The organism is Nonomuraea sp. WAC 01424, assembly GCF_003947315.1.
Lineage (GTDB): Bacteria > Actinomycetota > Actinomycetes > Streptosporangiales > Streptosporangiaceae > Nonomuraea > Nonomuraea spiralis.
On the sequence record NZ_QHHZ01000023.1, the window covers coordinates 159,559 to 181,240 of the forward strand.

Annotated in this window: 16 protein-coding genes and 1 other RNA gene; 11 read left to right on the forward strand and 6 right to left on the reverse strand. The window is 72.6% G+C overall.

Features of this window, described 5'->3' with window-relative positions; translation table 11 throughout:
- Nucleotides 1-5 precede the first annotated feature (5 nt).
- Together DMB42_RS46270 and sepH are read left to right on the forward strand one after the other, a co-directional pair.
- Nucleotides 6-956 (forward strand): protease inhibitor I9 family protein, encoded by a 951-nt coding sequence (locus tag DMB42_RS46270; protein ID WP_125646442.1) that lies wholly within the window; start codon nucleotides 6-8, stop codon nucleotides 954-956.
- A gap of 161 nt (nucleotides 957-1,117) precedes the next feature.
- On the forward strand, nucleotides 1,118-4,111 hold the full coding sequence (gene sepH / locus DMB42_RS54530; protein ID WP_221762664.1) for a septation protein SepH: 2,994 nt from the start codon (nucleotides 1,118-1,120) through the stop codon (nucleotides 4,109-4,111).
- 111 nt (nucleotides 4,112-4,222) lie between these two features.
- On the opposite strand, the gene DMB42_RS46280 is transcribed toward sepH, so the two are convergent.
- On the reverse strand, nucleotides 4,223-5,782 hold the full coding sequence (locus tag DMB42_RS46280) for a PH domain-containing protein (RefSeq protein WP_260478338.1): 1,560 nt from the start codon (nucleotides 5,780-5,782) through the stop codon (nucleotides 4,223-4,225).
- A complete protein-coding gene (locus DMB42_RS46285) occupies nucleotides 5,779-6,300 on the reverse strand; it encodes a PH domain-containing protein (RefSeq protein WP_229823246.1) in 522 nt (173 codons plus the stop codon). The genes DMB42_RS46280 and DMB42_RS46285 overlap by 4 nt, the downstream gene beginning before the upstream one ends.
- Before the next feature lie 722 nt (nucleotides 6,301-7,022).
- Here DMB42_RS46285 and DMB42_RS46290 point away from each other — a divergent pair.
- From DMB42_RS46290 to DMB42_RS46305, 4 genes are all read left to right on the forward strand, one after another.
- Nucleotides 7,023-7,535: a YbhB/YbcL family Raf kinase inhibitor-like protein gene (locus DMB42_RS46290; protein ID WP_185845216.1), complete on the forward strand. Its 513-nt coding sequence runs from the start codon at nucleotides 7,023-7,025 to the stop codon at nucleotides 7,533-7,535.
- A 198-nt stretch (nucleotides 7,536-7,733) separates the two neighbouring features.
- On the forward strand, nucleotides 7,734-9,167 hold the full coding sequence (locus DMB42_RS46295; RefSeq protein WP_125646448.1) for a hypothetical protein: 1,434 nt from the start codon (nucleotides 7,734-7,736) through the stop codon (nucleotides 9,165-9,167).
- Between the two features lie 80 nt (nucleotides 9,168-9,247).
- Nucleotides 9,248-11,461 carry a SulP family inorganic anion transporter gene (locus DMB42_RS46300; protein WP_125646450.1) on the forward strand — a complete coding sequence of 738 codons (2,214 nt, stop codon included), beginning with the start codon at nucleotides 9,248-9,250 and terminating at the stop codon, nucleotides 11,459-11,461.
- Between the two features lie 33 nt (nucleotides 11,462-11,494).
- The gene (locus tag DMB42_RS46305; RefSeq protein ID WP_125646452.1) at nucleotides 11,495-12,511 is read left to right on the forward strand and encodes an NAD-dependent epimerase/dehydratase family protein; all 1,017 of its coding nucleotides are present in this window, start codon (nucleotides 11,495-11,497) and stop codon (nucleotides 12,509-12,511) included.
- A 557-nt stretch (nucleotides 12,512-13,068) separates the two neighbouring features.
- Here DMB42_RS46305 and rnpB read toward each other — a convergent pair.
- The 4 genes from rnpB to DMB42_RS46330 all read right to left on the reverse strand — a co-directional run bounded on the left by rnpB (nucleotide 13,069) and on the right by DMB42_RS46330 (nucleotide 16,403).
- Nucleotides 13,069-13,459: RNase P RNA component class A (rnpB, locus tag DMB42_RS46315), an RNA gene on the reverse strand.
- Nucleotides 13,460-13,603: 144 nt separating this feature from the next.
- A complete protein-coding gene (locus DMB42_RS46320) occupies nucleotides 13,604-14,863 on the reverse strand; it encodes a bifunctional RNase H/acid phosphatase (protein WP_125646454.1) in 1,260 nt (419 codons plus the stop codon).
- Nucleotides 14,860-15,600, reverse strand: coding sequence for a zinc ribbon domain-containing protein (locus tag DMB42_RS46325; protein ID WP_125646456.1), 741 nt, complete (start codon nucleotides 15,598-15,600; stop codon nucleotides 14,860-14,862). The genes DMB42_RS46320 and DMB42_RS46325 overlap by 4 nt, the downstream gene beginning before the upstream one ends.
- Before the next feature lie 2 nt (nucleotides 15,601-15,602).
- Nucleotides 15,603-16,403: a Nif3-like dinuclear metal center hexameric protein gene (locus tag DMB42_RS46330; protein WP_125646458.1), complete on the reverse strand. Its 801-nt coding sequence runs from the start codon at nucleotides 16,401-16,403 to the stop codon at nucleotides 15,603-15,605.
- A 117-nt stretch (nucleotides 16,404-16,520) separates the two neighbouring features.
- Here DMB42_RS46330 and DMB42_RS46335 point away from each other — a divergent pair, with 117 nt between their 5' ends.
- The 5 genes from DMB42_RS46335 (at nucleotide 16,521) to DMB42_RS46355 (ending at nucleotide 21,559) form a co-directional block, all read left to right on the forward strand.
- Nucleotides 16,521-17,984 (forward strand): NAD(P)/FAD-dependent oxidoreductase, encoded by a 1,464-nt coding sequence (locus DMB42_RS46335; protein WP_125646460.1) that lies wholly within the window; start codon nucleotides 16,521-16,523, stop codon nucleotides 17,982-17,984.
- A gap of 75 nt (nucleotides 17,985-18,059) precedes the next feature.
- Nucleotides 18,060-19,088, forward strand: coding sequence for a dipeptidase (locus DMB42_RS46340; RefSeq protein WP_125646462.1), 1,029 nt, complete (start codon nucleotides 18,060-18,062; stop codon nucleotides 19,086-19,088).
- A complete protein-coding gene (locus DMB42_RS46345; RefSeq protein WP_125646464.1) occupies nucleotides 19,085-20,146 on the forward strand; it encodes a M20 family metallopeptidase in 1,062 nt (353 codons plus the stop codon). The genes DMB42_RS46340 and DMB42_RS46345 overlap by 4 nt, the downstream gene beginning before the upstream one ends.
- A 134-nt stretch (nucleotides 20,147-20,280) precedes the next feature.
- A complete protein-coding gene (locus tag DMB42_RS46350) occupies nucleotides 20,281-20,694 on the forward strand; it encodes an SSI family serine proteinase inhibitor (RefSeq protein WP_185845217.1) in 414 nt (137 codons plus the stop codon).
- Nucleotides 20,695-20,770: 76 nt separating this feature from the next.
- Entirely contained in the window at nucleotides 20,771-21,559 is a 789-nt protein-coding gene (locus DMB42_RS46355) for a GNAT family N-acetyltransferase (RefSeq protein WP_125646468.1), read from the forward strand.
- Nucleotides 21,560-21,682 lie beyond the last annotated feature (123 nt).

Here is a 21,682-nt window from a genome sequence, read left to right on the forward strand (position 1 = left end):
AACTCGTGCCCCGACGATTCGGCCTACCCTCCGTCTACCTCGCCGCGGCCGTGGCGACCGCCGCGACGACCGCCGTCCCGCTCGCCATGACGCCCGCCTCCGGCCTTGCCCTGCGCCCCTCGGCCTCCGAGCCCACCCGGCCCTACATCGTCACCGCCCGCAGTCGCGTGGACGCCCGGGACCTCGTCGCGGAAGTGAGATGGCGGGTACGGCGTTACTACACCGAGGCGCTGCCCGGATTCGCCACCTTCCTCACCGCCGGGGAGCTGGCCGAGCTCAGGTCCGATCGCCGGGTCCTGGCGATCGAGCCCGACCGCGAGATCCACGCCATGCCCGGCGGCGCGTCCGCCCCCTCCGACTCCGACGACACGGCCACCGGCGCGGGCACGACCGTGTACGTCGTCGACAGCGGCGTCGAGGTGACCCGCGCCGAGTTCGGCGACCGGGCCTGGCGTGCCTTCGACGCCACCGGCGGCACCGGGCGCGACTGCGCGGGGCACGGCACGCGCGTGGCCAGGGACGTCGCCGAACGGGCGCCCGGAGCCAGGATCGCCTCGGTACGGGTGCTCGGCTGCTCGGGCTCGGGCTCGCTGGCCGACGTACTGGCCGGGCTCGACTGGATCCGGCGGCACGCGCGCGGCCCGTCCGTCGTCACGCTCGCCGCCGACGGGGCCGACTCGCCCGCGCTCGGCGCCGCCGTACGGTCGCTGGTGCGCTCGGGCGTGTTCGTCGTGGGCGCGGCCGACTCCGGCGGGTGCCAGGTCGCGTCCGGGGGGCAGGCGTTCTCGGCAGTCGCCCCGTACCTCGCCGCGGCCGCGGCGCGTCATCTCGAACATCGTCCCGCCGTCCCTCCGTCCCTTGTGGCGAGTTCGCTGAAGTGCACAACAACGCGCGCCGCGATTCGCCAGAATCCGTCGAGGAGCTCTAACCTCCTCATGCACAGCGGCGGGCATTGACGGAAATGGAATCCACAAATGTGACCGGCGTCACATCGCCCCCGGGGCTTCCCAGGAAGGCGATGTTCGGACATGCCGGGTACGGTGCTGGCAGGCAACCGGCACACGCGAGAGACTCAAGGGTCCGGGGGAAGAATGGCGACGCTGACGAAGGGACTCGCATGCAGGAGCTCCGACTCGTCGCGGTGAGTGAGGACGGCACCTATCTCGTGCTGGCTACTGCCGGGCGAGGTACGCGCTTCACCCTTCCCGTGGACGACCGGCTCCGTGCTGCCGTCCGCGGCAACTTCTCCCGTCTCGGCCAGTACGAGATCGAAGTGGAGAGCCCGTTGCGCCCCAAGGAGATCCAGGCACGCATCCGTGCCGGAGAGACAGCGGAAGAGATCGCCGCGACCGCCGGGATCCCGGTCGAGCGTGTCCGCTGGTTCGAGGGCCCGGTGCTGCAGGAGCGGGAGTACGTCGCCCAGCAGGCGCAACGTGTCGCCGTCCGCATGCCCGGGGAGACCGCTCCAGGTCCGACCCTCGGCGAGCTGGTGGCCGAGCGGCTGACCAGGCGCGGCGTGCCCACCGACGAGATCGACTGGGATTCGGCCAAGCGCGACGACGGCCTGTGGCGGGTCAAGCTCGGCTACGTCTGGAACGGTCACACGCGCCACGCCGAATGGCTCTTCGACCCGCGCAAGCGCCACGTCTCCCCGCACGACGACGAGGCCATGCGCCTGTCGTCGGCCGACTTCGATCCCGATCCCGCCGTGGTGGAGGACACCACGGTCACGCCGTTCACACCGCGTGTGGCCAAGCTGCAGCCGGTGCCGCCGCTCTCCTCCGACCCGCTGCCGTTCCCGTCCGTCGTACGCCGCGAGCCGGAGGAGCCGGCCGTGGGCTACACGCCGCCGCCGCCGCGGTCCGCCGACACCGGCGGCTACGGCCGGGGGGTGGACGTACCGGGGCGCGACGTGCCGTTCGACCGCCCGTCCCCGGCTCGCGAGTCCGCCCACCACGACACCTCCCGTACCGAGGGCTACCGCCCGGACGGCTTCCGCGGCACCGCCTCCCGCGACGACCTCTCCCGCGAGGACACCCACCGCAACGACCCCTCCCGCGGCGACACCTACCGAGGCGACCCGTCCCGCGGCGACGCCCAGCGCGGCGACGGCACGCGCGCCGATGGTTACCGGGCCGAGAGCTCGCGCGCTGAGGGCTACCGCGGCGAGACCGCGGCGCGTGAGAGCGGCTTCGGCCGTTCCGCCGACGCCTCTTCCTCCCGCCGCGGCGGTACGTCGCCCTGGCTGCCCGACTTCAGCTCCAGCCGTTCCAACGAGCGCGACGACTCCATCTACGCACCGGCCACACCCGGCTCCCGCCCGCCGACCTCGCCCCCCGAGCCCACGGCAACCACCGAGCCCGCCGCGTACGTGGGGCCCGTCACGTCCGCCGAGCCCGCCGCATCCGCTGTGGCGCCGGCAGCCAAGGCCCCGGCCGACCAGCCGCCCGCCGCATCCCACGTCGACGACGCCCAGGCGACCGGCGCCGTACCAGCGCTCACGGACCACAAGCCCGAGACCACCGCCACGCCGCAGCCCCTCGACCAGCAGCCGACCTCGCCTGCCCCGGCGGCCACGGCCGTCCAGCCGGAACGCCTGGCCGCCTCCGAGGCGCCGTCGGCGCCCGCGACAGTCGCGCCTGCCCAGCCGTCCACCACGCCCGAGACCCCCACCACCGGTTCTCCCGCCCACGTGGACGCCGCCTCCTCCGTCGACACGCAGGCCGTCACCGCGCCGACTGCTCCTGAGGCACCCGGGACGGCCCACTCCACCGAGCCCGAAGCAAACAAGCCCACGACATCCGCGACGCCGGACGCCGCGAGCGCCACCACGTCCGACGACACGAAGACCGCCACAGCAGACGTCCCGAGGCCCGGCGCGGAAGCCTCCCCCACCGCCGCCGCGCCCACGACGCCTACTGCCGCCGTACCCACGGCACCCGACGCAGGCACACCCGCGACGCCCGCCGGCGACGCGGCACCCGTCACAGCCGAGAAGCCGGCCACGGAGCAAGGGGCGTCCCAGCCGGCCGCGCCGGAAGCGGCATCGAGCGCACCGGCCACCTCGGAGACCACGGCCACGACGTCCGCGTCCTCTGCACCCACGCCTGCCACGGCGGATGTGACCGCCCCGTCCGACGTCGCGGCGACTGCGGCCGCCGTTCAAACGACTCCGGCCACAACGTCTCAGGACACACCGGGAACCACGGCCCCCGCCCAGGACGCTCCCGACACCACGGCACAAAGCGGGACGGCCGCGTCCGACGACCCGGCCAGCGCGCCGACGCCTGCGGTTGCTGCTCAGGCCGTCGTCACGCCGTCGGATGCGGCAGCCGTCCAGGAGACGGACGCGGCGCAGGAGGCCGCCTCGGCGACGGCACCGGTCGCCCCAGCCGAAGCGACGAAGGCTTCGTCCGAGGTGGCGGAGGCTCCGGAGGCGAGGACGGAAGCGCCGACGGCGGCAGCGGAGACGCCCGTGGCAGCCGACGCACCGATGGCTGCGGAGACAGCGTCCGCGGAGACGTCGGCGGTCGAGGCGAAGGCAGAGGCGGCTGCGGAGACAGCAGCGGCGGGGGGTGCAGCGGCCGAGGTTCCGGTTGCGCAGAGCGGTCCCGGCTCGGAGGCGCATGCCGAAGCCGCCGAGAAGACCGCGGTGGCCGGGGAGCCCAAGGAGGCTGCGGTCGCCGGGGAGCCCGAGAAGGCCGGGGTGGCCGCGGTCGCCGGTGAGCTTGAGAAGGCCGGGGAGCCCGAGGTGGCCGCGGTCGGCGAGGAGCCTGAGAAGGTCGAAGTGCCGGTGAAGGCCGAAGTGGCGGCGAGCGGGCAAGAGGCCGAGAAGGGTGAGGTGGCTGAGAGGAAGGCGCCTGCGCCCAAGCCGAAGCCCGGGCCCGGCGCGCCCAAGGGTGCTCCGCCGGTCCCGGCGGCCCGCCCCGGCAAGGACGACGCCAAGAACGACGCCAAGAACCCGGCCAAGAACCCGGCCAAGGACGACGTCCCGGTGCCTTCCCCGCCGCCCGCTCCGGCCGCGCGTCAGGCACGCAAGGGTTCGCGTGGCCGCCGCGCCTCCGTACCGACGTGGGACGAGATCATGTTCGGCGCCCGCCGCCAGGACTGATCCCCAGCCCGGTCACCGTCAGAGGCCGCGCCCTTCTCATGGCTGAACAGCCGGAGGGCGCGGCCTCGGTCGTTGACAAGGACGAAGCGCCACCTCTGGGGATGAGGGAGGTCAGTCCGGGGCCGAGGTACGGGGGCGCAGGTACGGGGCCAGCCACTCCGGGGTCACCTCGGCCGGGAAGGCCGCCCCCTGGGCCTCGGAGACGTCCAGCGCGGCGTAGCCACCCTTGCCCGCGCCGACCCCCGCGATCAGCGTGAGCACCCCGGCCCGCCGCTGGAACCACGTCTGCCGGAGCCGCCAGCCCACCACGGCCCGGCGTTCGATCACCGCCTCGGCGCGGCGCAGCGAGCCCGACCGGACCGCCAGCCGGGCGCCGTCGTAGCCGTGCCCCAGGGAGGCGTACCGGTCGAGGCCCAGGAACACCCCCGCGCCCGCCAGGAGCAACGCCAGGACCGTCAGGACCCACCAGAGCATCATTCCTGTGGCCCACGCCCCGGCCGCGCTCAGCGCGGCCAGGACGAGCCAGGGGAAGACTGCCCGGAACAGGCGGCGGTTGCGCGCGATGGGCGGATGGGCTCGCAGGGTGGAGCGGAAGGGGCCGACGGCTTCGGCGGTGACGCCGACCGCGACCTGGCGCGGTACGTCCGGCAGGAGCTGCCCGCGCGTCTCGGAGTCGCCGAGCCCGGTCACGATGGCCCAGACGCGTACGACCCCGGCCAGGCGTTCGGCGAGGCCGTCGACGATCTCGTAGCCGCGCACCCGGCGGGACTCCAGCGACACGCTGCGCCGGTTGATCAGCCCGCGCTCGGCGACGAGGTAGCCGTCGCGGCGGTTCAGCCTGAAGTCCCAGTTGAACACCGCGTACATCACGCCGCCGACGAACGGCATGGCGACGACCAGCAGCAGCGCCACGACGAGCAGCAGGTAGGGGTGCTCCCACAACCACTCCCCCGCGCTCCAGGCGGCGTCCTGGCCGAAGCCCAGGTCGTCGCCCCACTGGAAGGCCAGCCCCACCGCGCCCCCGGCGAGCGCGAACGGCGTCAGCAGGTACGCGCCGGACAACGGCCCGTACAGGAGCCACCGGCGTGGGACGGCGATGATCGGCCGGTCGGCGGGGACGTGGGGCTCGGCCGCGTGCTCGGCGGCCCTGACCTGGACGGCGCGGCGCAGCAGCACCGCCTTGAGCCGCTCGGCCTCGCCCACGGTGACGCCGTCGAGCGCGGCCTCCTCGTCGTCGCCGCTCGCGCCCGTATCGATCTTGAGTACGGCCAGCCCGAGTATCCGGTGCATCGGCGGCGTGGACACGTCTACCCCGCGCACCCGTTCCAGCGGGATGGTACGGATCGAACGGCTGATCAACGAGCGCTTGGTCTCCAGGCGGTCACCGACGATCTCGTACGTGAACGTGGCCCAGCGGATGACCGCGAACACGACGGTGCCGACGACGCCGAACGCCGCCCACGCGTACGACCTGGCCGAGAAGCCGCCCACGAACAGCACGCCGATCAGGGGCAGCAGCAGCGAGGGCAGCATGCGTACCGGATCGATGAGCAGCACCTTGGGGCTCAGCCGCCGGGGCGCGCTCGCCGGCGGCGGCGGCGGGAGCTGAGGCGGCGGAGGCGGGAGGGGCACGGACGGGGGCGGAGGCGGGGGCGCGGGCGGCTGGGTCACGTGGCGTCGTCCCTGAGCTGTTCGGCGCGGTGGGCGAGCCGTTCGGCGAGCCCCGCGGCCACCTCGAAGTCGAGGCCCTTGATGGTGGAGGAACCGGCGTGGGAGGCGGTACGGATCTCCAGCGTGGCCAGGCCGAGCAGCCGCTCCATCCACCCCTGGCCCTTGTCGACCGTCTGGATGCGGCTCACGGGCACGAAGACCCACTCCCTGGTCAGGAACCCCGACCTGGCGTAGACGACGTCGTCCGACAGCTCCCAGCGGTGCACGGCGTAGCGGATGAACGGCTCGGCCGCCAGGAACGGCGTCAACACCACCCCGACCACCAGCGGCAGCAGCCAGGAGTGCGCGGCGAACCACGGCGGCACCCATGACCAGCCGCTTCCGCCCACCCACCTGGACACCACGACCGACCCGCCCACGAAGAACACGAACGCGATCGCCGCCTGAAGCAGCCACAGGCGGCGGGCCTTGGGCGAGACTCGGTGCGCGGGGTCACGCAGTGGGCCTTTTGACGTCACAACACCCAGCTTAGGGCGCTCGGCCACAAGACGATCTGACGGAGTCGGGTGAAGATCGGCCGCCCGCCCTGACGGAGGTGAGCCGGGATGGTCCGCGCCCTGACAAGCGCGGGTCAGAACGGGCCGCCCGCCCGGCGCGTCGGGGGGCGGGGGTCATCCCGCGCGGCGGGCGGGTAAAGATCGGCCGGGGAGCGCGGCGTGTCGGGGGGCCGGCCGGGCGCGTTCGGGTGCATGCTCTCCGGCGGCCGGCCGCAGGCTGTCGCGCTTGGCCACGTCGGCGGCGCCACGTTCGTGCCATCCAGGCCCGGCCAGCGCGTTACCGCACCACGCGCGAGAGGCCCTCACGAAGCGTGGCAGCCGCCGTCCGCCCGCATGGCACATCGGCCTCTTCCGGCGCACCCGAATTTTGCCTGCCGGACGCCGACCGAAACCGATGCCCGTTTTGTCCCATCCCCTTGCGCGCCGGCCCTCTGCCGTGCCGCCCCTGGAACGGGCAGGCCAGCAAGGTCACCGGAACACCATGGGGGAACGCCCAGGGGAGGGGCTCGTGTGGCCAACTTCACCCCTCGGATCCCGTGATTCTGGCCGGTTTCGGCTCCTTTACCGACGACCGACCATCGAGAAACGGTCTGCGCACCGCCGAGACCCGCGTAGCATCATCCGGCATGGGGCTGTGTAACGCGGCATCACGTGTGAGGCGAGCCGCTGTCAGTGTGACAGTGGTGGCTTTCGCGCTCACGCTGTCCGGCTGCGCCGCCCTCGGCATCGGAAGATCCCAGGCCAAGGAGATCGCGGAGATCAACGTCTCGAGTCCGGAGCTGCGCGACGGCATGCCGCTGCCGAGCCAGTACTCCTGCCGGGGCCGCCAGGGCAGCCCGCCGCTGCGCTGGTCCAGCGAGCCTTTGCCGAAGGCCAAGTCGATCGCGATCGTGGTCGATTCCCACACTCCCTCCGAATCGGCCGTGCACTGGGTGCTCTTCAACATCCCGGCGACCACGACCGAGCTGGGGCCAGGTGCCGCCGAGAGCCCGCCCGAGGGTTCCGGCCAGGCCAAGGTGACCAGCGGAAAGGCCGGCTACGAGCCGCCTTGCAGCGATCGGGGCACCTACCGCTTCACCGTCTACACGCTGAACGAGAAGGTCACGGTCACCGAGGGCGCCCTCCCCGAGATCCTCAAGGAGATCGCCGACCACACGATCGCCCGCGGCCGGCTGACGGCGGTGGACATCCAGTGACAGGTCGATCACAGCAGGTAGACCCGATGGACCAATTCTTTACGTAGGGTGTGACAACTCTCATAGTGGTCCGACACAATCAGATCCAATTGTTAGGCATTGGTGATCAAAGGGGGCAGATCGCGTCGATGGCCGCGCGATCTCACCGATGCCAAGGGAGGCCATGGCTTTGAGGGTGGTGCAATGATCGCGGTCGTCGTGAGCTTGGTCGCTGTCGTGCTCCTCGTGCTCGTCGTCGTGGCACTGGGCATGCGTTCCATGAACCGCCGGGAGAGCTCTCTCCCTCCGGAACGGCTGAAGGAGATGGCCGAGAAGGAGGAGATGACACACGCCCGGTCCACCGACGAGTTCGCCGCGCACGAACCGCGGATGGCCAATTTCAGCCCTGACTTCTCCCCGATCGACGAGGTGAAGCAGAAGCCGGTCCGTACGGGTCAGCGTGGCAGGCGTGGCGTCGACGAGTGGGGCAACCCGACCACCGACAACGAGGACGAGGAGTTCTGGGCGAACATCCGCAGCGACGCCGAGGAGGGCGGTTTCGGCGCCGGTGGCACCGTGGCGGCCCGGAAGGGCGCCTCCCGTCCCGTCGAGCGCGAGCAGCCCGCCCAGCGCCGCGAGCGCCCCGCTGAGCGTCCCGCCAAGCCCCAGCCCGTCGCCGCGGCCGACCCCAACGCCGCGACCATCCAGGCCCCCCTCCCCCAGCGCCAGCCCGCCGCCGCGGCGGCGAACCTCGCTGACCTGGTGGAGCCCGCCAAACGGCCCGTACCCGCGGCCCCCTCCGCCTCCGACATGGCCGACCAGCGCACGGTGACGTTCGCGGCGCCGACGCCCGACGTGCTGAGCATCCTCGGCGCGGGCGCGCAGCCCGTCGTGCCGACCTCGCGCCCCGAGCCGCAGCCGGTGAGCGGCTCCTACCCGGCCGTACCGGCCGCGGGCGGGTCGTTCCCCGCGGCCTCGCCGTCCTATCCGGCCGCCGCCGCGAGCGGGTCCTATCCCGGCGTCGCCTCCAGCGGGTCCTTTCCCGCCGCCCCGGTCACGCCCATCCACGGCGCCCCGACCAGCGACCCGTTCCCGGCCTACAACAACGCGGCCGACCCCCTGGAGACCACCTGGACGGGCGGCGCCCCCGCCGCCGCCACCTCCGGTTCCTGGCCCGCCGCCTCCCCCGACATCCTCGACGACCCCGCCCCCGCCTCCGGCTCCTACGGCGGCCAGGGCAGCTCCTGGCCCGCGTTCGCCGAGCAGCCCGCGACCACCCCCTCGGCCGCCGTGTCCTACCCCGCCTCCTACGAGGTGCGTTCCGGCTGGGCCGTGGCCGACGACTCGGGCACCCCGATCACCGGCCCCTCCCCTGCGGCCGGCACGCCGACCGTCCCGGGCCGCGCGGTCTCGGCCTACGACGACGTGTTGTCGGCTCCGCCGGCGTCGTCCCAGCCGTCCTCGACGGCGTACGAGACCGGTGACTTCGCCGCCGGACCGGCCACCCCCGCCTGGCCCGAACCGCCGTCCGGCACGGCCAACTGGCCGACGTACGGCGGGCAGGCGCAGGGCTCGGCCGCGCCCGGCCAGGGCGACAACGGCGGCGGCCGCCGCCGGGCCCCCGAACAGGACTACAACGACTACTACCGGTGATCTCCGGCCCCTTACCGAATGAGTAAAACCCCCGCGACGGCCCCCTAAAGCGGGGGTGGCGCACCACTAGGGTTTCCGACATGGTCGGCGATACCCTCAGTAGCTGGTTGCGTACGCTACGGCATGATCTACCCGCTTCGCTCGTGGTCTTCCTCGTCGCAGTCCCCTTCTCCCTGGGCATCGCGATGGCCTCGGGAGCCCCGCTGGCCGCCGGGCTCGTCGCGGCCGTCGTCGGCGGGGTGGTGGCCGGTTCGCTGGGCGGCTCGGCCGTGCAGGTGAGCGGGCCGGCGGCCGGGTTGTCCCTGGTGGTCGTGGATCTCGTGCAGACGCACGGATGGCGGGCCACCTGCATGATCACGTTGCTGGCGGGGGTCGTCCAGCTCGTGCTCGGGGTGTTCAAGGCCGCCAGGGCGGCGCTGGCCGTCTCCCCCGCGGTCGTCCACGGCATGCTGGCCGGGGTGGGCGTGATCCTCGCGCTCGCCCAGCTCCACGTGGTCCTCGGCGGTCGGCCCCAGCGTTCGGCCCTGGCCAACCTGGTCGAGCTGCCCGGTCAGATCGCCGACCTGCATGGGCACAAGGTCGCGGTGGGCTTGCTCACGATCGTGGTGCTCGCGGTGTGGACGCGGCTGCCCAAGCCGATCAGGGTGGTGCCCGCGCCGCTGGCGGCGCTGCTGGCGGCTGCGGGCGTCGCCTGGGCGTTCGGCTGGGACGTCACCCGCGTCGACCTGTCCGGCGGCTTCTCCGAGTGGGGCTTCCCGGTGTTGCCGTCCGCCGACTGGCACACGATCGTGGGCGCGGTGCTGCTGGTGGCGATGCTGGCCAGCGTCGAGTCGCTGCTGTGCTCGGTCGCCGCCGACGGCATGCACACCGGCCGCCGTTCCGATCTCGACCAGGAGCTGACCGGCCAGGGCGTGGCCAACATGGTGTCCGGGGCGCTCGGCGGGCTGCCGATCGCGGGCGGCATCGTACGGACGACGGCGAACGTGCGGGCAGGCGGGCGCACCCGCTCGTCGTCGATCCTGCACGGGGTGTGGGTGCTGGTGTTCGCGCTGGGGTTCGGCTGGGCGATTCGGCTGATCCCGCTGGAGGCGCTGGCCGCGCTGCTGGTGTTCACCGGCGTGCAGATGGTCAGCGTCGCGCGCGTCAGGAGGGTGCACGGGCACCGCGAGGTGCCGGTCTACGCGGTGACGCTGGCGGCCGTGATCCTGCTGGGCCTGGCCGAGGGGGTGCTGGCCGGCCTGGCGCTGGCGGCGCTGCTGGCGCTGCGCCGGCTGACCTGGGTGACCGTGCGCAAGCGCGAGGAGCAGGACGGCCGGCTGTACGTGACGATCACCGGCTCGCTGACGTTCCTCGGCGTGCCCCGGCTCACGCACGAGTTGCGCTCGATCCCCGCGGGCGCGGCGGTCGACCTCGATCTCAACATCGACTTCATGGACAACGGGGCCTTCGAGGCCATCCACTCCTGGCGGCTGGACCACGAGCGGATGGGCGGCACGGTCGACATCGACGAGCTGCACGACGAGTGGTACGCGCTGGCGGCCAGCGGGGGGCGCACGTACACCGCGAAGTCGCAGCCCAAGGCGCCGGACCGCTGGTGGATGCCGTGGGCCCAGCGGCAGCCGCGCCCGGAGAACCGCACGATCCCGGACGAGGGCGGCTCGGCCCCGTCGGAGTGCCAGCTCGCGGCCGGGGCACGCGAGTTCCACCGCCGTACGGCCCCGCTGGTACGGCCGATCTTCACCGAGCTGGCCCGCAAGCAGCAGCCGACCCACCTGTTCATCACGTGCGCCGACTCCAGGATCGTGCCCAGCCTGATCACCGCGAGCGGCCCCGGCGACCTGTTCACCGTGCGCAACATCGGCAACCTGGTGCCGCGCAGGGGGTCCGAGCCGCACGACGACTCGGTTGTGGCCGCGATCGAGTACGCCACGCAGGTGCTCGGCGTGCACACGATCACGGTGTGCGGCCATTCGGGCTGCGGGGCGATGGCCGGGGTGCTCAGCGCGGGCGTCCAGGCGGGCAGCCTGCCGGGGCTGCGGCGCTGGCTGCGGCACGGGGACCACAGCCTGGCCAGGTTCATCGAGACCGAGGGCGACCGGCTGCACAACGGGGCCCTCGACGTGTTGTGCCGGGTGAACGTGCAGCAGCAGCTGGAGAACCTGCGCACGTACCGGAAGGTGGACGAGCAGGTCAGGGCGGGCACGCTGGAGCTGGTGGGCCTGTACTTCGACATCGGGTCGGCACGGGTGCACATGGTGCCGCCGCTGCGCTCTTCGCTCTCCGTGAAGTTGTGAGCCCGCGCCCGGCCGGGCGCGGAAGATGGGCTCATGAAGATTTTGCTCATCGGCGGCACGGGATTCCTGGGGCGCGCCATGGTGGTGGAGGCGTTGGCGCGGGGCCATGAGGTCACGACGTTCAACAGGGGGCGGAGCGGCGACGACGTGCCGGGCGTCGAGGGCGTGCGGGGCGACCGCGAGTCGGCCGCCGACCTGGAGCGGCTGGCCGACGGGCGGTCGTGGGACTTCGTGGTGGACACGTCCGGATACGTGCCGCGGGTGGTCGGCGAGTCGGTGCGGGCGCTGTCGGGCAGGGCGGCGACGTACACGTTCGTCTCCAGCGTCTCGGCCCTCGACGGGTTCCCCGCCAAGGCCGCCACCGAGGAGACCGGGGGCTGGCCGTGCGCTCCCGACGCCGGTCCCGGCGACGGCGACTACGGCGTGCTGAAGGCCGGGTGCGAGCGGGCGGTCGAGCAGGGCTTCGACGGCAACACGCTGATCATCCAGCCGGGGCTGATCCTCGGGCCGCACGAGAACGTGGCCAGGCTGCCCTGGTGGCTGACCCGCATCGCCCGGGGCGGCCGGGTGCTGGCGCCGGGCGATCCCGACTCCCCGATGCAGCTCGTCGACGCGCGCGACGTGGCCATCTTCACCCTCGACCAGGCCGAGCGCGGTGTCTCCGACCGGTTCGCGGTGACCGGCCCGGCCGGCAACACCACCTACGGCGGGTGGCTGGAGTTGTGCAGGCAGGTCACCGGGTCCGACGCGGAGTTCGTGTGGATGGACGCGGAGTTCCTGGTGGCGCAGGAGGCCGGGGCGTTCGTGGAGCTGCCGCTGTGGGGCGGGCCGGCCTCGCCGGAGATCGACAACTTCTGGAGTGTGCCGACGGCCAAGGCGGAGGCGGCGGGGCTGCGGTCGCGTCCCGTCGCGGAGACCGTGCGCGACACGTGGGCCTGGCTGCGGGAGATCCCGGAGGAACGGCGTTCGTTCGGGCGCACCACGGTCCACGGGATGGCCCCGGAGAAGGAGGCCGCCATCCTCGCGGCCTGGGACGCCCGTCCGGCCTGACCCCGCCAGGCCGGGTTCCGGGAGGGGCGGTGGCTTCGAGGCTTTCGCCCCTCTTCAGGGCCCAGGACGGGCCGGAGGAATACACCCGTTCAAGAGGGGCAGGTGACAGCCGGTGTACGTGAACTCACGGGGGAGGGTTCGACGATGACGTACCAGAGCAAGCCCGTCACGGGCTGGGTGGGCTGGGTATGGTTCGCCGGCATGCTCATGATCATGGCTGGGGTGTTCAACTTCATCACCGGCCTCTACGCGGTGTTCAACAGCGGGCTGTTCGTCCGCACGCCGTCCCGGCTGCTGTTCTTCAACGTCGGCACATGGGGCTGGATCCATCTGCTGTTCGGGATCGTCCTGTTCCTGGTCGGACTCGCGGTGACCGTGGGTCAGACCTGGGCGCGCGTCCTGGCGGTGATCCTCGTCATGCTCAACGCGATGACGCAGCTCACCTGGATCGCGGTCAACCCGTGGTGGTCGCTCGCGGTCATCGCGGTGGACGTACTCGTGCTGTACGCCCTGATCGTGCACGGCCGCGAGGCCCAGGAGCTGTTCAGAGGAGAAGAGAGACGAGCCGGCCTGTAGGCCGGGTTCTGTCCTTCGCGAACGAAGGGGCGACCATCCATCTAGGGCCGCCGTTGCCGGCGGCCTCAAGCGGTCTACCCGCGCGGCTCGGGCGGGCAGCCCTCGAACGTCGCGCGCGGAACGCTCCGGAGAGCGTCCCTTCTTGACCTTGCTCCGGGTGGGGTTTACCTAGCCGCCCACGTCACCGTGGGCGCTGGTGGTCTCTTACACCACCCTTTCACCCTCACCCCCCACCGAGGCGGGGGGCGGTCTGCTTTCTGTGGCACTGTCCCGCGGGTCACCCCGGGTCGGCGTTACCGACCACCCTGCCCTGTGGAGCCCGGACCTTCCTCGGCGGGCCCGGAGGCCCGACGCGGCCGCCCGGCCGACTCGTCTTCAGGGAAGATTACCAAACCTCAAGCCGTTCCCAACCGAGACGCAAGATCGATTGGATGGAATGGGCACGTCACCGCCTGAGGGGGGCGGCGGCAGCAGAGGCCGTGCCGGGATGTTCTGGCGGCTCCCGGCACGGCCCGCTCAACGCAGATGCCCTGTGTCGTTGAACGACTTCACCACGGCGGGGCCGTCGGCGTAGTACTCGATCAGCGACAGGCAGGCCAGGTCGAGGTGCATCCGGTAGAGGGCGCCCAAGGGCGCGGTGAGGGCCTCGCGCACCATCATCTTGATGGGCGTCACGTGGGAGACCACGAGCACGGTCTTGCCCTCGTAGCGCTCCACCAGCCGCTCTCTCACCGCCTCGACGCGGTGGGCCGCCGAGGCGAAGCTCTCGCCGCCGGGCGGGGCGGCGTCGGGACCGGCCAGCCAGGCGGCCAGCTCGGCGGGCCACTGACGCTGCACCTCGGTGAACGTGTGGCCCTCCCAGGCGCCGAAATCGGCTTCCCTGAGGTCGTCGTCCACCTCGACGTCGAGGCCCGTACGCCGGCCCACCGCCGCGGCGGTCTGCCGGGCCCGCCTGAGCGGCGAGGAGACGATCACATCCAGCCGGTACGGCTCCCGCGACAACCGCGCGGCGGCCGCCTCCGCCTGGGCCAGCCCGTTGGCGGTGAGCTCGGCGTCGCCCAGGCCGGAGAACCTGCGCTCGATCGACAGCGGCGTCTCGCCATGCCTGAGCAGCAGCAACGAGGTGGCCACGCGGGTGGGCGGCGCCCACCCGGTGCCCTTGGCCCGCTGCTGGGCGGCGGCCACGGAGGCCGTGGGGGCGGACAGTTCGGCGATCTCGCCCGCGTCGAGGAGGTCGGTCTGCTCGGCGAGCGGCGGCGGGGGCGTGGGAGCCGGCGCGACCGAGCCGGCCAGGGATCCGGCCAGCGCGGCGGCCCCGGGGGCGCCCGTGTCGTGCGCGCCGCCCGCCTTCCAGGTCAGGCCCTTGGCCGCGGCGTCCATGGCCTCGTTGGCCAGCCGGTCGGCGTGTTTGTTGTGCTCGCGCGGGATCCAGGTCCACTCGGTCACCCGCAGCCGCCTGGCCAGCGCACCGGCCTCCAGGGCGAGCGGCCGCAGCCCTTCGTTCTTGATCTTCCAGCGGCCGGCCATCTGCTCGACGACCAGCTTGGAGTCCATCCGCACGGCCACCGCCGCCCCCTCGCCGCCCAGCCCGAGCACGGCGGACAGCCCGGCGATCAGCCCCCGGTACTCGGCCACGTTGTTGGTCGCGACGCCGATCGCCTCGGCGGTCTCGGCCACCACCTGGCCGTCGGCGGAATCCCGGACGACCGCGCCGTAGCCCGCCGGGCCCGGGTTGCCGCGGGAGCCGCCGTCGGCCTCGATGACGTACGACGTCACAGGCCGGACTCCGGGGTGCGGACCAGGATCCGCCGGCATTCCTCGCAACGCAGGACCTCGTCGTGGGGGGCGCCCTTGATCGAGTTCATCTCGGCGATGGACAGGGCCACCTTGCAGCCCTGGCACCGGCCGCCGCGCAGCATGGCGGCGCCCACGACGTACTGATCCTTGAGCTTCTCGTAGAGCTTCAGCAGGTCGGCGGGGATCTCGCCGGCGACGCCGGAGCGGCGGCCCTGAACGTCGCCCGCCTCCTTGTCGATCTCCTTCAGCGCGGCGTCGCGGCGGTCCTCGGCGGCGGCGCGGGCGGTGGCCACCTCGTCACGCTGGGAGACCAGGTCGGCGGCCGTGACCTTGGCCGCCTCCCGGCGCTCCATGATCTCCAGCACGACCTCCTCCAGATCGCCCTGCCGCCGCTGCAGCGAGGTGATCTCGGACTGGAGGCTCGCCAGGTCGCGCGGCGAGGTCACGGCGCCGGAGTCGAGGCGCTTCTGGTCGCGGTCGGCGCGGGTGCGCACGGCGTCGACGTCGTTCTCGGCCTTGGTCTGCTCACGCGCGAGGTCGCCCGACTCGGTCTGGGCCTCGATGACCTGCGTGACGAGCCTGGCCAGACGCTTGGACTGCTCGTCGATCTCGGCCAGCTCGGGCAAGGTGCGCCGGCGGTGGGCCAGCCGGTCGATCACGGAGTCGAGCTCTGCCAGGTCGAGCAGTCGCTTCTGGGCCTCAGGGGCTGCTTTCATGATCAATATCCTCTTGTCCAAGCATCGGTGACCGTGGCGGAGACGCGCGTTTCAACGGTAACGCCACTGGAGTGCAGGATGGACGCCGCGCTGTCGAGCCAGGGCCACTCGGTGGCCCAGTGGGCGGCGTCGATCAGGGCCGGGCCGCCCGACTCGACGAACTCGCTGGCCGGGTGGTGGCGCAGGTCCGCGGTGAGGAACACGTCGACGCCCGCCGCCTTGGCCGTGGCGAGCAGCGAGTCGCCCGCGCCGCCGCTGACCGCGACGCGCGTGACGGGACGCGCGAGGTCGCCCGCCACGCGCAGGCCGCCGGAGGTGCGCGGCAGCCCCTTGGCCGCCCGCGCGGCGAACTCGCCGAGCGTCGTGGGCTCGGGCAGATCGCCGACGCGGCCCAGACCGCGCCAGGGGTCGTCGGGGAAGGGCTGGAGCGGTACGAGGTCGCCGGTCAGGCCCACGGCCCTGGCCAGGGCGTCGGACACACCGGGATTGGCGGTGTCGGCGTTGGTGTGGGCGGTGTAGAGGGCGACGTCGTGCTTGATCAGCCGGTGGATCAGGCGGCCCTTGGGGGTGGTCGCGGCCACGCTCGTGGTGCCGCGCAGGTAGAGCGGGTGGTGGGTGACGATCAGGTCGGCGCCCCAGTCGAGGGCCTCCTCGGCGACAACCGCGACCGGGTCGACGGCGAACAGCACCTTGTGCACCCGTTCGGCGGGGTCGCCGCAGACCAGCCCCACCGCGTCCCAGGACTCGGCCCGGGCGGGCGGGTAGGCCGCCTCGAGCACCTCGATCACGTCAGTCAGCGTCACAGCAGCCACCTGCGCAGACTACCGGCCCGCGGGAGGGCGACGGGGGGCGTGGCGAGGGGTGTCGTCAGAACCGCGTTCGGCGTACTGTAAGTGGATCCTGACTTCGCGGAGGACGGCATGGCACCAAGCGTCGCGATCATCGGAGCGGGCTTCGGCGGCCTGTGCATGGCGATCCGGCTGCGGCGGGCCGGCGTCGAGTCCTTCACGGTCTTCGAGAAGGCCGGCGACCTCGGCGGCACGTGGCGCGACAACAGTTATCCGGGCGCGGGCTGCGACATCCCCTCGCACCTGTACTCCTACTCGTTCGAGAAGTACGCGAGCTGGACCCGCCGCTACCCAGCCCAACCCGAAATCCTGGGCTATCTAGAACACTGCGCCGATAAATACGACGTCAGGCGAAAAATCCGCTTCGGCGCGGAAGTGCGGCGAGCGGTCTTCGACGGCCGCCGATGGCAGGTGACCAGCGTCCACGACGGCGCCGAACGTACCGATGCGTTCGACGTGGTCGTCATGAGCGTGGGCCAGCTCAACCGCCCCCATCTTCCCGAGATCCCCGGCATGTCCGACTTCGAGGGCGTCTCGTTCCACTCGGCCCGCTGGGACCACGGCCACGACCTCACCGGCCGCCGCGTCGCCGTGATCGGCAGCGGCTCGTCGGCCGCCCAGCTCATCCCGCCCGTCGCCGAACGGGCCGCGCACCTCGACGTCTTCCAGCGCACGCCCAACTGGGTGATCCCCAAGCCCGACGCCACGTTCGGACCGCTCGCCAGGCTGGCCTTCCACTACGTCCCCGGCCTCCAGCGGGCCTACCGCGAGTGGATCTACCGGTACGCCGAGGCCACCCTCTACCCGGCCCTGGCCGAGGGCTGGAGTGCCGCCCTGCTCAGGAAGCGTGCCCTGGCCCACCTGAACGCCCAGGTCCCCGACCCCGCGCTGCGGGCCAGGCTGACGCCCGGCTACCCGCCCGGCTGCAAGCGCGTCGTCATCGACAGCGCCTTCTACCCGGCGCTGACCAGGCCCGACGTGGACGTCGTCACCGACCCGATCGTACGGATCAGGCCGAAGGGCGTGGAGACCACCGAGGGCCTGCGCGAGGCCGACACGATCGTGTACGCCACCGGCTTCCGGAGCACGGAGTTCCTGGCCCCGATCGAGATCACCGGGCTCGGCGGCCGGTCGCTGACCGCCGAGTGGAGCGGCGGGGCGTACGCCTACCTCGGCATCTCGGTGCCGGACTTCCCCAACATGTTCCTGCTCTACGGCCCCAACACCAACCTCGGGCACAACTCCATCGTCCACATGATCGAGTGCCAGGTGAACCACGTCATGGCGTGCCTGCCCCGGGTGGCGGCGGAGGGCCCGATCGAGGTGCGGCCCGAGGCGATGGCGGCCTGGAACCGGCAGCTCGACGCGGCCATGGCCCGCATGGTGTGGGGCGAGGGGTGCCGGAGTTGGTACAAGACGGCCGAGGGCCGGGTCACGAACAACTGGCCCGGCCGCACGACGCTCTACCGGCGGCTGACCGCCAGACCGCCGCGCGGGGCGTACCGGACGGTCGCGGCGTCGCCGTCTTCGGCGTAATGGACAAGAAGCCGGCCGAAAATCTCACTCGGGGCGCATTGGTGCAGGTCCGGCCCGCGCGATAGCGTCCATCGCATGACGCTTCCCCTGCATCGGCGTGCCGTCGTGGCCGACACCCACAATGATCTGCTCATGGCGGTCGCCGCCCGGCCGCCCCAGCAGTGGGCCTCCTTCTTCCGTGAGCGCTGGCTGCCCCAGCTCGTGGAGGGCGGGGTCGATCTGCAGGTCCTGCCGGTCTTCATCGACGACCAGTACCGGCCCGAGGGCGCGCTGCGGCAGACCCTGCGGATGATCGAGTGCGGCCATGTGATCGCGGAGGGCAACCCCGACGCCGTCCGGCTGTGCCTCGACGCCTCGGCGATCGACGCGACGCTGGAGGAGGGCAAGATCGCCCTGGTGCTCGCACTGGAGAGCATGCCGGGGCTCGACGAGAGCGTGGAGCTGATCTCGACCGTCCACCGGTTGGGGGTGCGGGTGGCCTCGATCGCGCACTTCGGCCGTACGCCGCTGGCCGACGGCAGCGCCGAGGACGCCACGGGCAGCGGCCTGACCAGTCGCGGCGTGGCCGCCCTGCGTGAGATGGAGCGCCTCGGCATGGTGTTCGACATCTCGCACCTCGGCGCGTCGGGCGTGGCCCACGTGCTGGAGCTGGCCACCAAGCCGGTGATGGCGACCCACTCCGCGGCCCGCGCGCTGCGCGACCACCACCGCAACCTCACCGACGACCAGCTCCGCGCGGTCGCCGCCACGGGCGGCGTCGTCTGCGTCAACTTCTTCGCGGCCTGCCTGGCCGAGCGCACCGAGGACATGACGCTCGACCGCCTGCTCGACCACATCGAGCACGTCGCGCAGGTGGCCGGCATCGACCACGTGGGTCTCGGCCCCGACTTCATCCGCGAGGTCATGGACGACCTGACGCCTCCGTGCTGCGAGGACGTCCAGCCCCGCGACGTCGATCCCAAGGCGGCCATCCCCGGCCTGGAGGGGCCCTCGGGGCTGCCCATGGTCACCGAGGGCCTGCTCGCCCGCGGCCTGCCGGATAAGGACGTCACCAAGATCATCGGCGGGAACGTGCACCGGTTCCTCGGAGAGCGGCTGGCATGATCGAGGATCTGGAGGAGCTGGTCCTGTGCGAGTCGTTCTCGCGTGACCTGGAGGCCGTGGCCCGCAGCGCCGAGGTCGTGGCCGAGATGGGCGCCCGCCATCTGGGGACCCGGCCGGAGTTCCTGGTGATCGACGGCGTCACCCATCTGCGCTGGACGTTCGGCACGCCGCGGGTGCTGCTGCTCGGCCACCACGACACCGTCTGGCCGATCGGCACCCTGGCCACCCACCCGTGGTCGGTCGTCGACGGGGTGGCGCGCGGGCCGGGCGTGTTCGACATGAAGGCCGGGCTGGTGCAGACCTTCCACGCGCTGGCCGGGCTCGGCTCGCTCGACGGCGTCACGCTGCTGGTCACCGGTGACGAGGAGCTGGGTTCGATCACCTCCGCGCCGCTGATCGCGGACACCGCGCGCGGGCTGGCCGCCACGTTCGTCATGGAGGCCAGCGCCGACGGCGGCGCGCTGAAGACGTCCCGCAAGGGCACGTCCATGTACACGCTGCGGGTGCGCGGCAAGGCCGCGCACGCCGGGCTGGAGCCGGAGAAGGGCGCGAACGCGGGCGTCGAGCTGGCACACCAGATCCTGGCCATCGCCGCGCTCGGGGCGGGCGACACCACGGTCACCCCGACGGTGTTGCAGGGCGGGACCACACTCAACACCGTGCCGGCCGAGGCGCGGGTGGGCGTGGACGTACGGGCGAGCACGGTGGCCGAGCAGGAACGCGTGGACGCCGCGATGCGCGCGCTGGCCCCGGCGGTGCCCGGCACGCGGCTGGAGGTCGAAGGGGGCCCCAACCGGCCGCCGCTCGAAGCCGCGATGTCGGCCTCCCTCTACGCCCTGGCGCAGGACCTGGCCGGGCGGCTGGACGTGGGCCCGCTGACCTGCGCGGCGGTCGGCGGCGCCTCCGACGGGAACTTCACGGCGGGGGCCGGCTGCCCGACGCTCGACGGGCTCGACGGCGTGGGCGGCGGCGCGCACGCCGACCACGAGCACGTCGTGGTCGCCGAGATGCCGCGCCGGACCGCCCTGCTCCGCGCCCTCGTGGAGGCGGTGCGCTGACCCCGGCGGCACGCCCCCGCGCCGGACAGCATTCTGTCACTCCTTCACCAGTGGTACCTGTACGGTGACTCCCTGTAGTCATGTGTGGTGCGTCGCCCCTCCTCGGGGCACGCCCGTTGACCAGGGAGGTTCCCATGACATTCATGCTGACCGCCACTCGCCGGACGACCGCGCTCGCCCTGTGCGCGGCCGCCGCGCTCGCCGTCCCGTTCTGGGCGGCTCCGGCCGGCGCCGCCGTCGCTGACGAGCCCGGCGTGCTGCTGTTCATCACCGTCACACCCAGCCAAGGCGGCGGCGCGTACTCGATGAGACTCACCTGCGACCCCGACGGCGGCACGCACCCGCGCCCCCGCTCGGCCTGCGAGGCGCTGCACGAGGTCGACGGCGAGATCAAGGACCTCGACGTCGACCCCGGCGCGTGCCCGCGCAACTACAGCCCGGTCGACGTGCGCGTCAAGGGCCACTGGTACGGCCGCACGACGTCGTACGCCAAGAAGTTCTCCAACGACTGCGAGATGGAACGCACACTCGGACCGCTGGTGAAATGAGCCCCGGCCGTTCCTGACACGCCTGTCCGCGCTCCGCGGGCAGGCGTTTCGCCGTCGGGCGTGCATAAATGGTGGCATGACGAGCCGGGAGGAGGCCGCCGGGGCGGCGGCCAAGAGTGGTGTGTTGATCCGCGAGTTGCACGAGATCGGCGAGTTCACGCAGGTCTACCGGCTCTTCGAGGAGATCTGGCGGCCTGATCCGGGCAACGCGCCCGTCGCGGTCGAGATGATGATCGGGTTCGCCCACACCGGCAACTACGTGGCCGGGGCGTACGAGGGCGAGGTGCTGGTGGGGGCCTCGGTGGGCTACCGCGCGGCGGGCGGCTCGCTGCACTCCCACGTGACGGGGGCGGCGATCGGCCGCGGCATCGGCTACGCGCTGAAGCTGCACCAGCGGGCCTGGTGCCTGGAACGCGGGCTGGATCGCATCACCTGGACGTTCGACCCTCTGGTCCGCCGCAACGCCCGCTTCAACCTGGTCAAGCTGGGCGCCCGCCCCGAGGAGTACCTGCGCGACTTCTACGGCGTGATGGCCGACGCGATCAACGAGGGCGACTCCTCCGACCGCCTGCTGGCGGTGTGGCCGCTGGACGAACGGCCGGTCGAGGCACGCTCGGAGCCGGCGGAGGGCCGCGTCCGGGTGCTGGAGGAGGCCGGCCCCGGCCCGGTCGAGCGGCCCGCCGTGGCGGTCGTGGTGCTGGTGGGCACACCGCACGACGTCGAACGGCTGCGCCGGGAGGATCCGGCGGCGGCCAGGGCCTGGCGGGCCGCGGTACGGAAGGTGCTCGGGGGGCTCATGGAGGCCGGCGGGCGGGTGGACGGCTTCACCGACCGGGGCGACTACGTGGTGAGCCTGACAGGCTAGTGAGCCGGTCGCGAGTATCCGGGACGCCACATGAGGTGTGTCTCGTTTCAGATTGTCCGTGAAGTGGTGACGGTCTCTGGCGGCTGAGGTCTGCTGGAGAGATGGCAGACAGCAGACTCGAGC

Bases quoted from the DNA above. Each gene is read 5' to 3' on its own strand.
- sepH (WP_221762664.1), top strand. From the start codon at position 1,118: ATGCAGGAGCTCCGACTCGTCGCGGTGAGTGAGGACGGCACCTATCTC.
- DMB42_RS46300 (WP_125646450.1), top strand. From the start codon at position 9,248: ATGGTCGGCGATACCCTCAGTAGCTGGTTGCGTACGCTACGGCATGAT.
- DMB42_RS46305 (WP_125646452.1), top strand. From the start codon at position 11,495: ATGAAGATTTTGCTCATCGGCGGCACGGGATTCCTGGGGCGCGCCATG.
- DMB42_RS46325 (WP_125646456.1), bottom strand. From the start codon at position 15,600: ATGAAAGCAGCCCCTGAGGCCCAGAAGCGACTGCTCGACCTGGCAGAG.
- DMB42_RS46335 (WP_125646460.1), top strand. From the start codon at position 16,521: ATGGCACCAAGCGTCGCGATCATCGGAGCGGGCTTCGGCGGCCTGTGC.
- DMB42_RS46340 (WP_125646462.1), top strand. From the start codon at position 18,060: ATGACGCTTCCCCTGCATCGGCGTGCCGTCGTGGCCGACACCCACAAT.
- DMB42_RS46345 (WP_125646464.1), top strand. From the start codon at position 19,085: ATGATCGAGGATCTGGAGGAGCTGGTCCTGTGCGAGTCGTTCTCGCGT.
- DMB42_RS46350 (WP_185845217.1), top strand. From the start codon at position 20,281: ATGACATTCATGCTGACCGCCACTCGCCGGACGACCGCGCTCGCCCTG.
- DMB42_RS46355 (WP_125646468.1), top strand. From the start codon at position 20,771: ATGACGAGCCGGGAGGAGGCCGCCGGGGCGGCGGCCAAGAGTGGTGTG.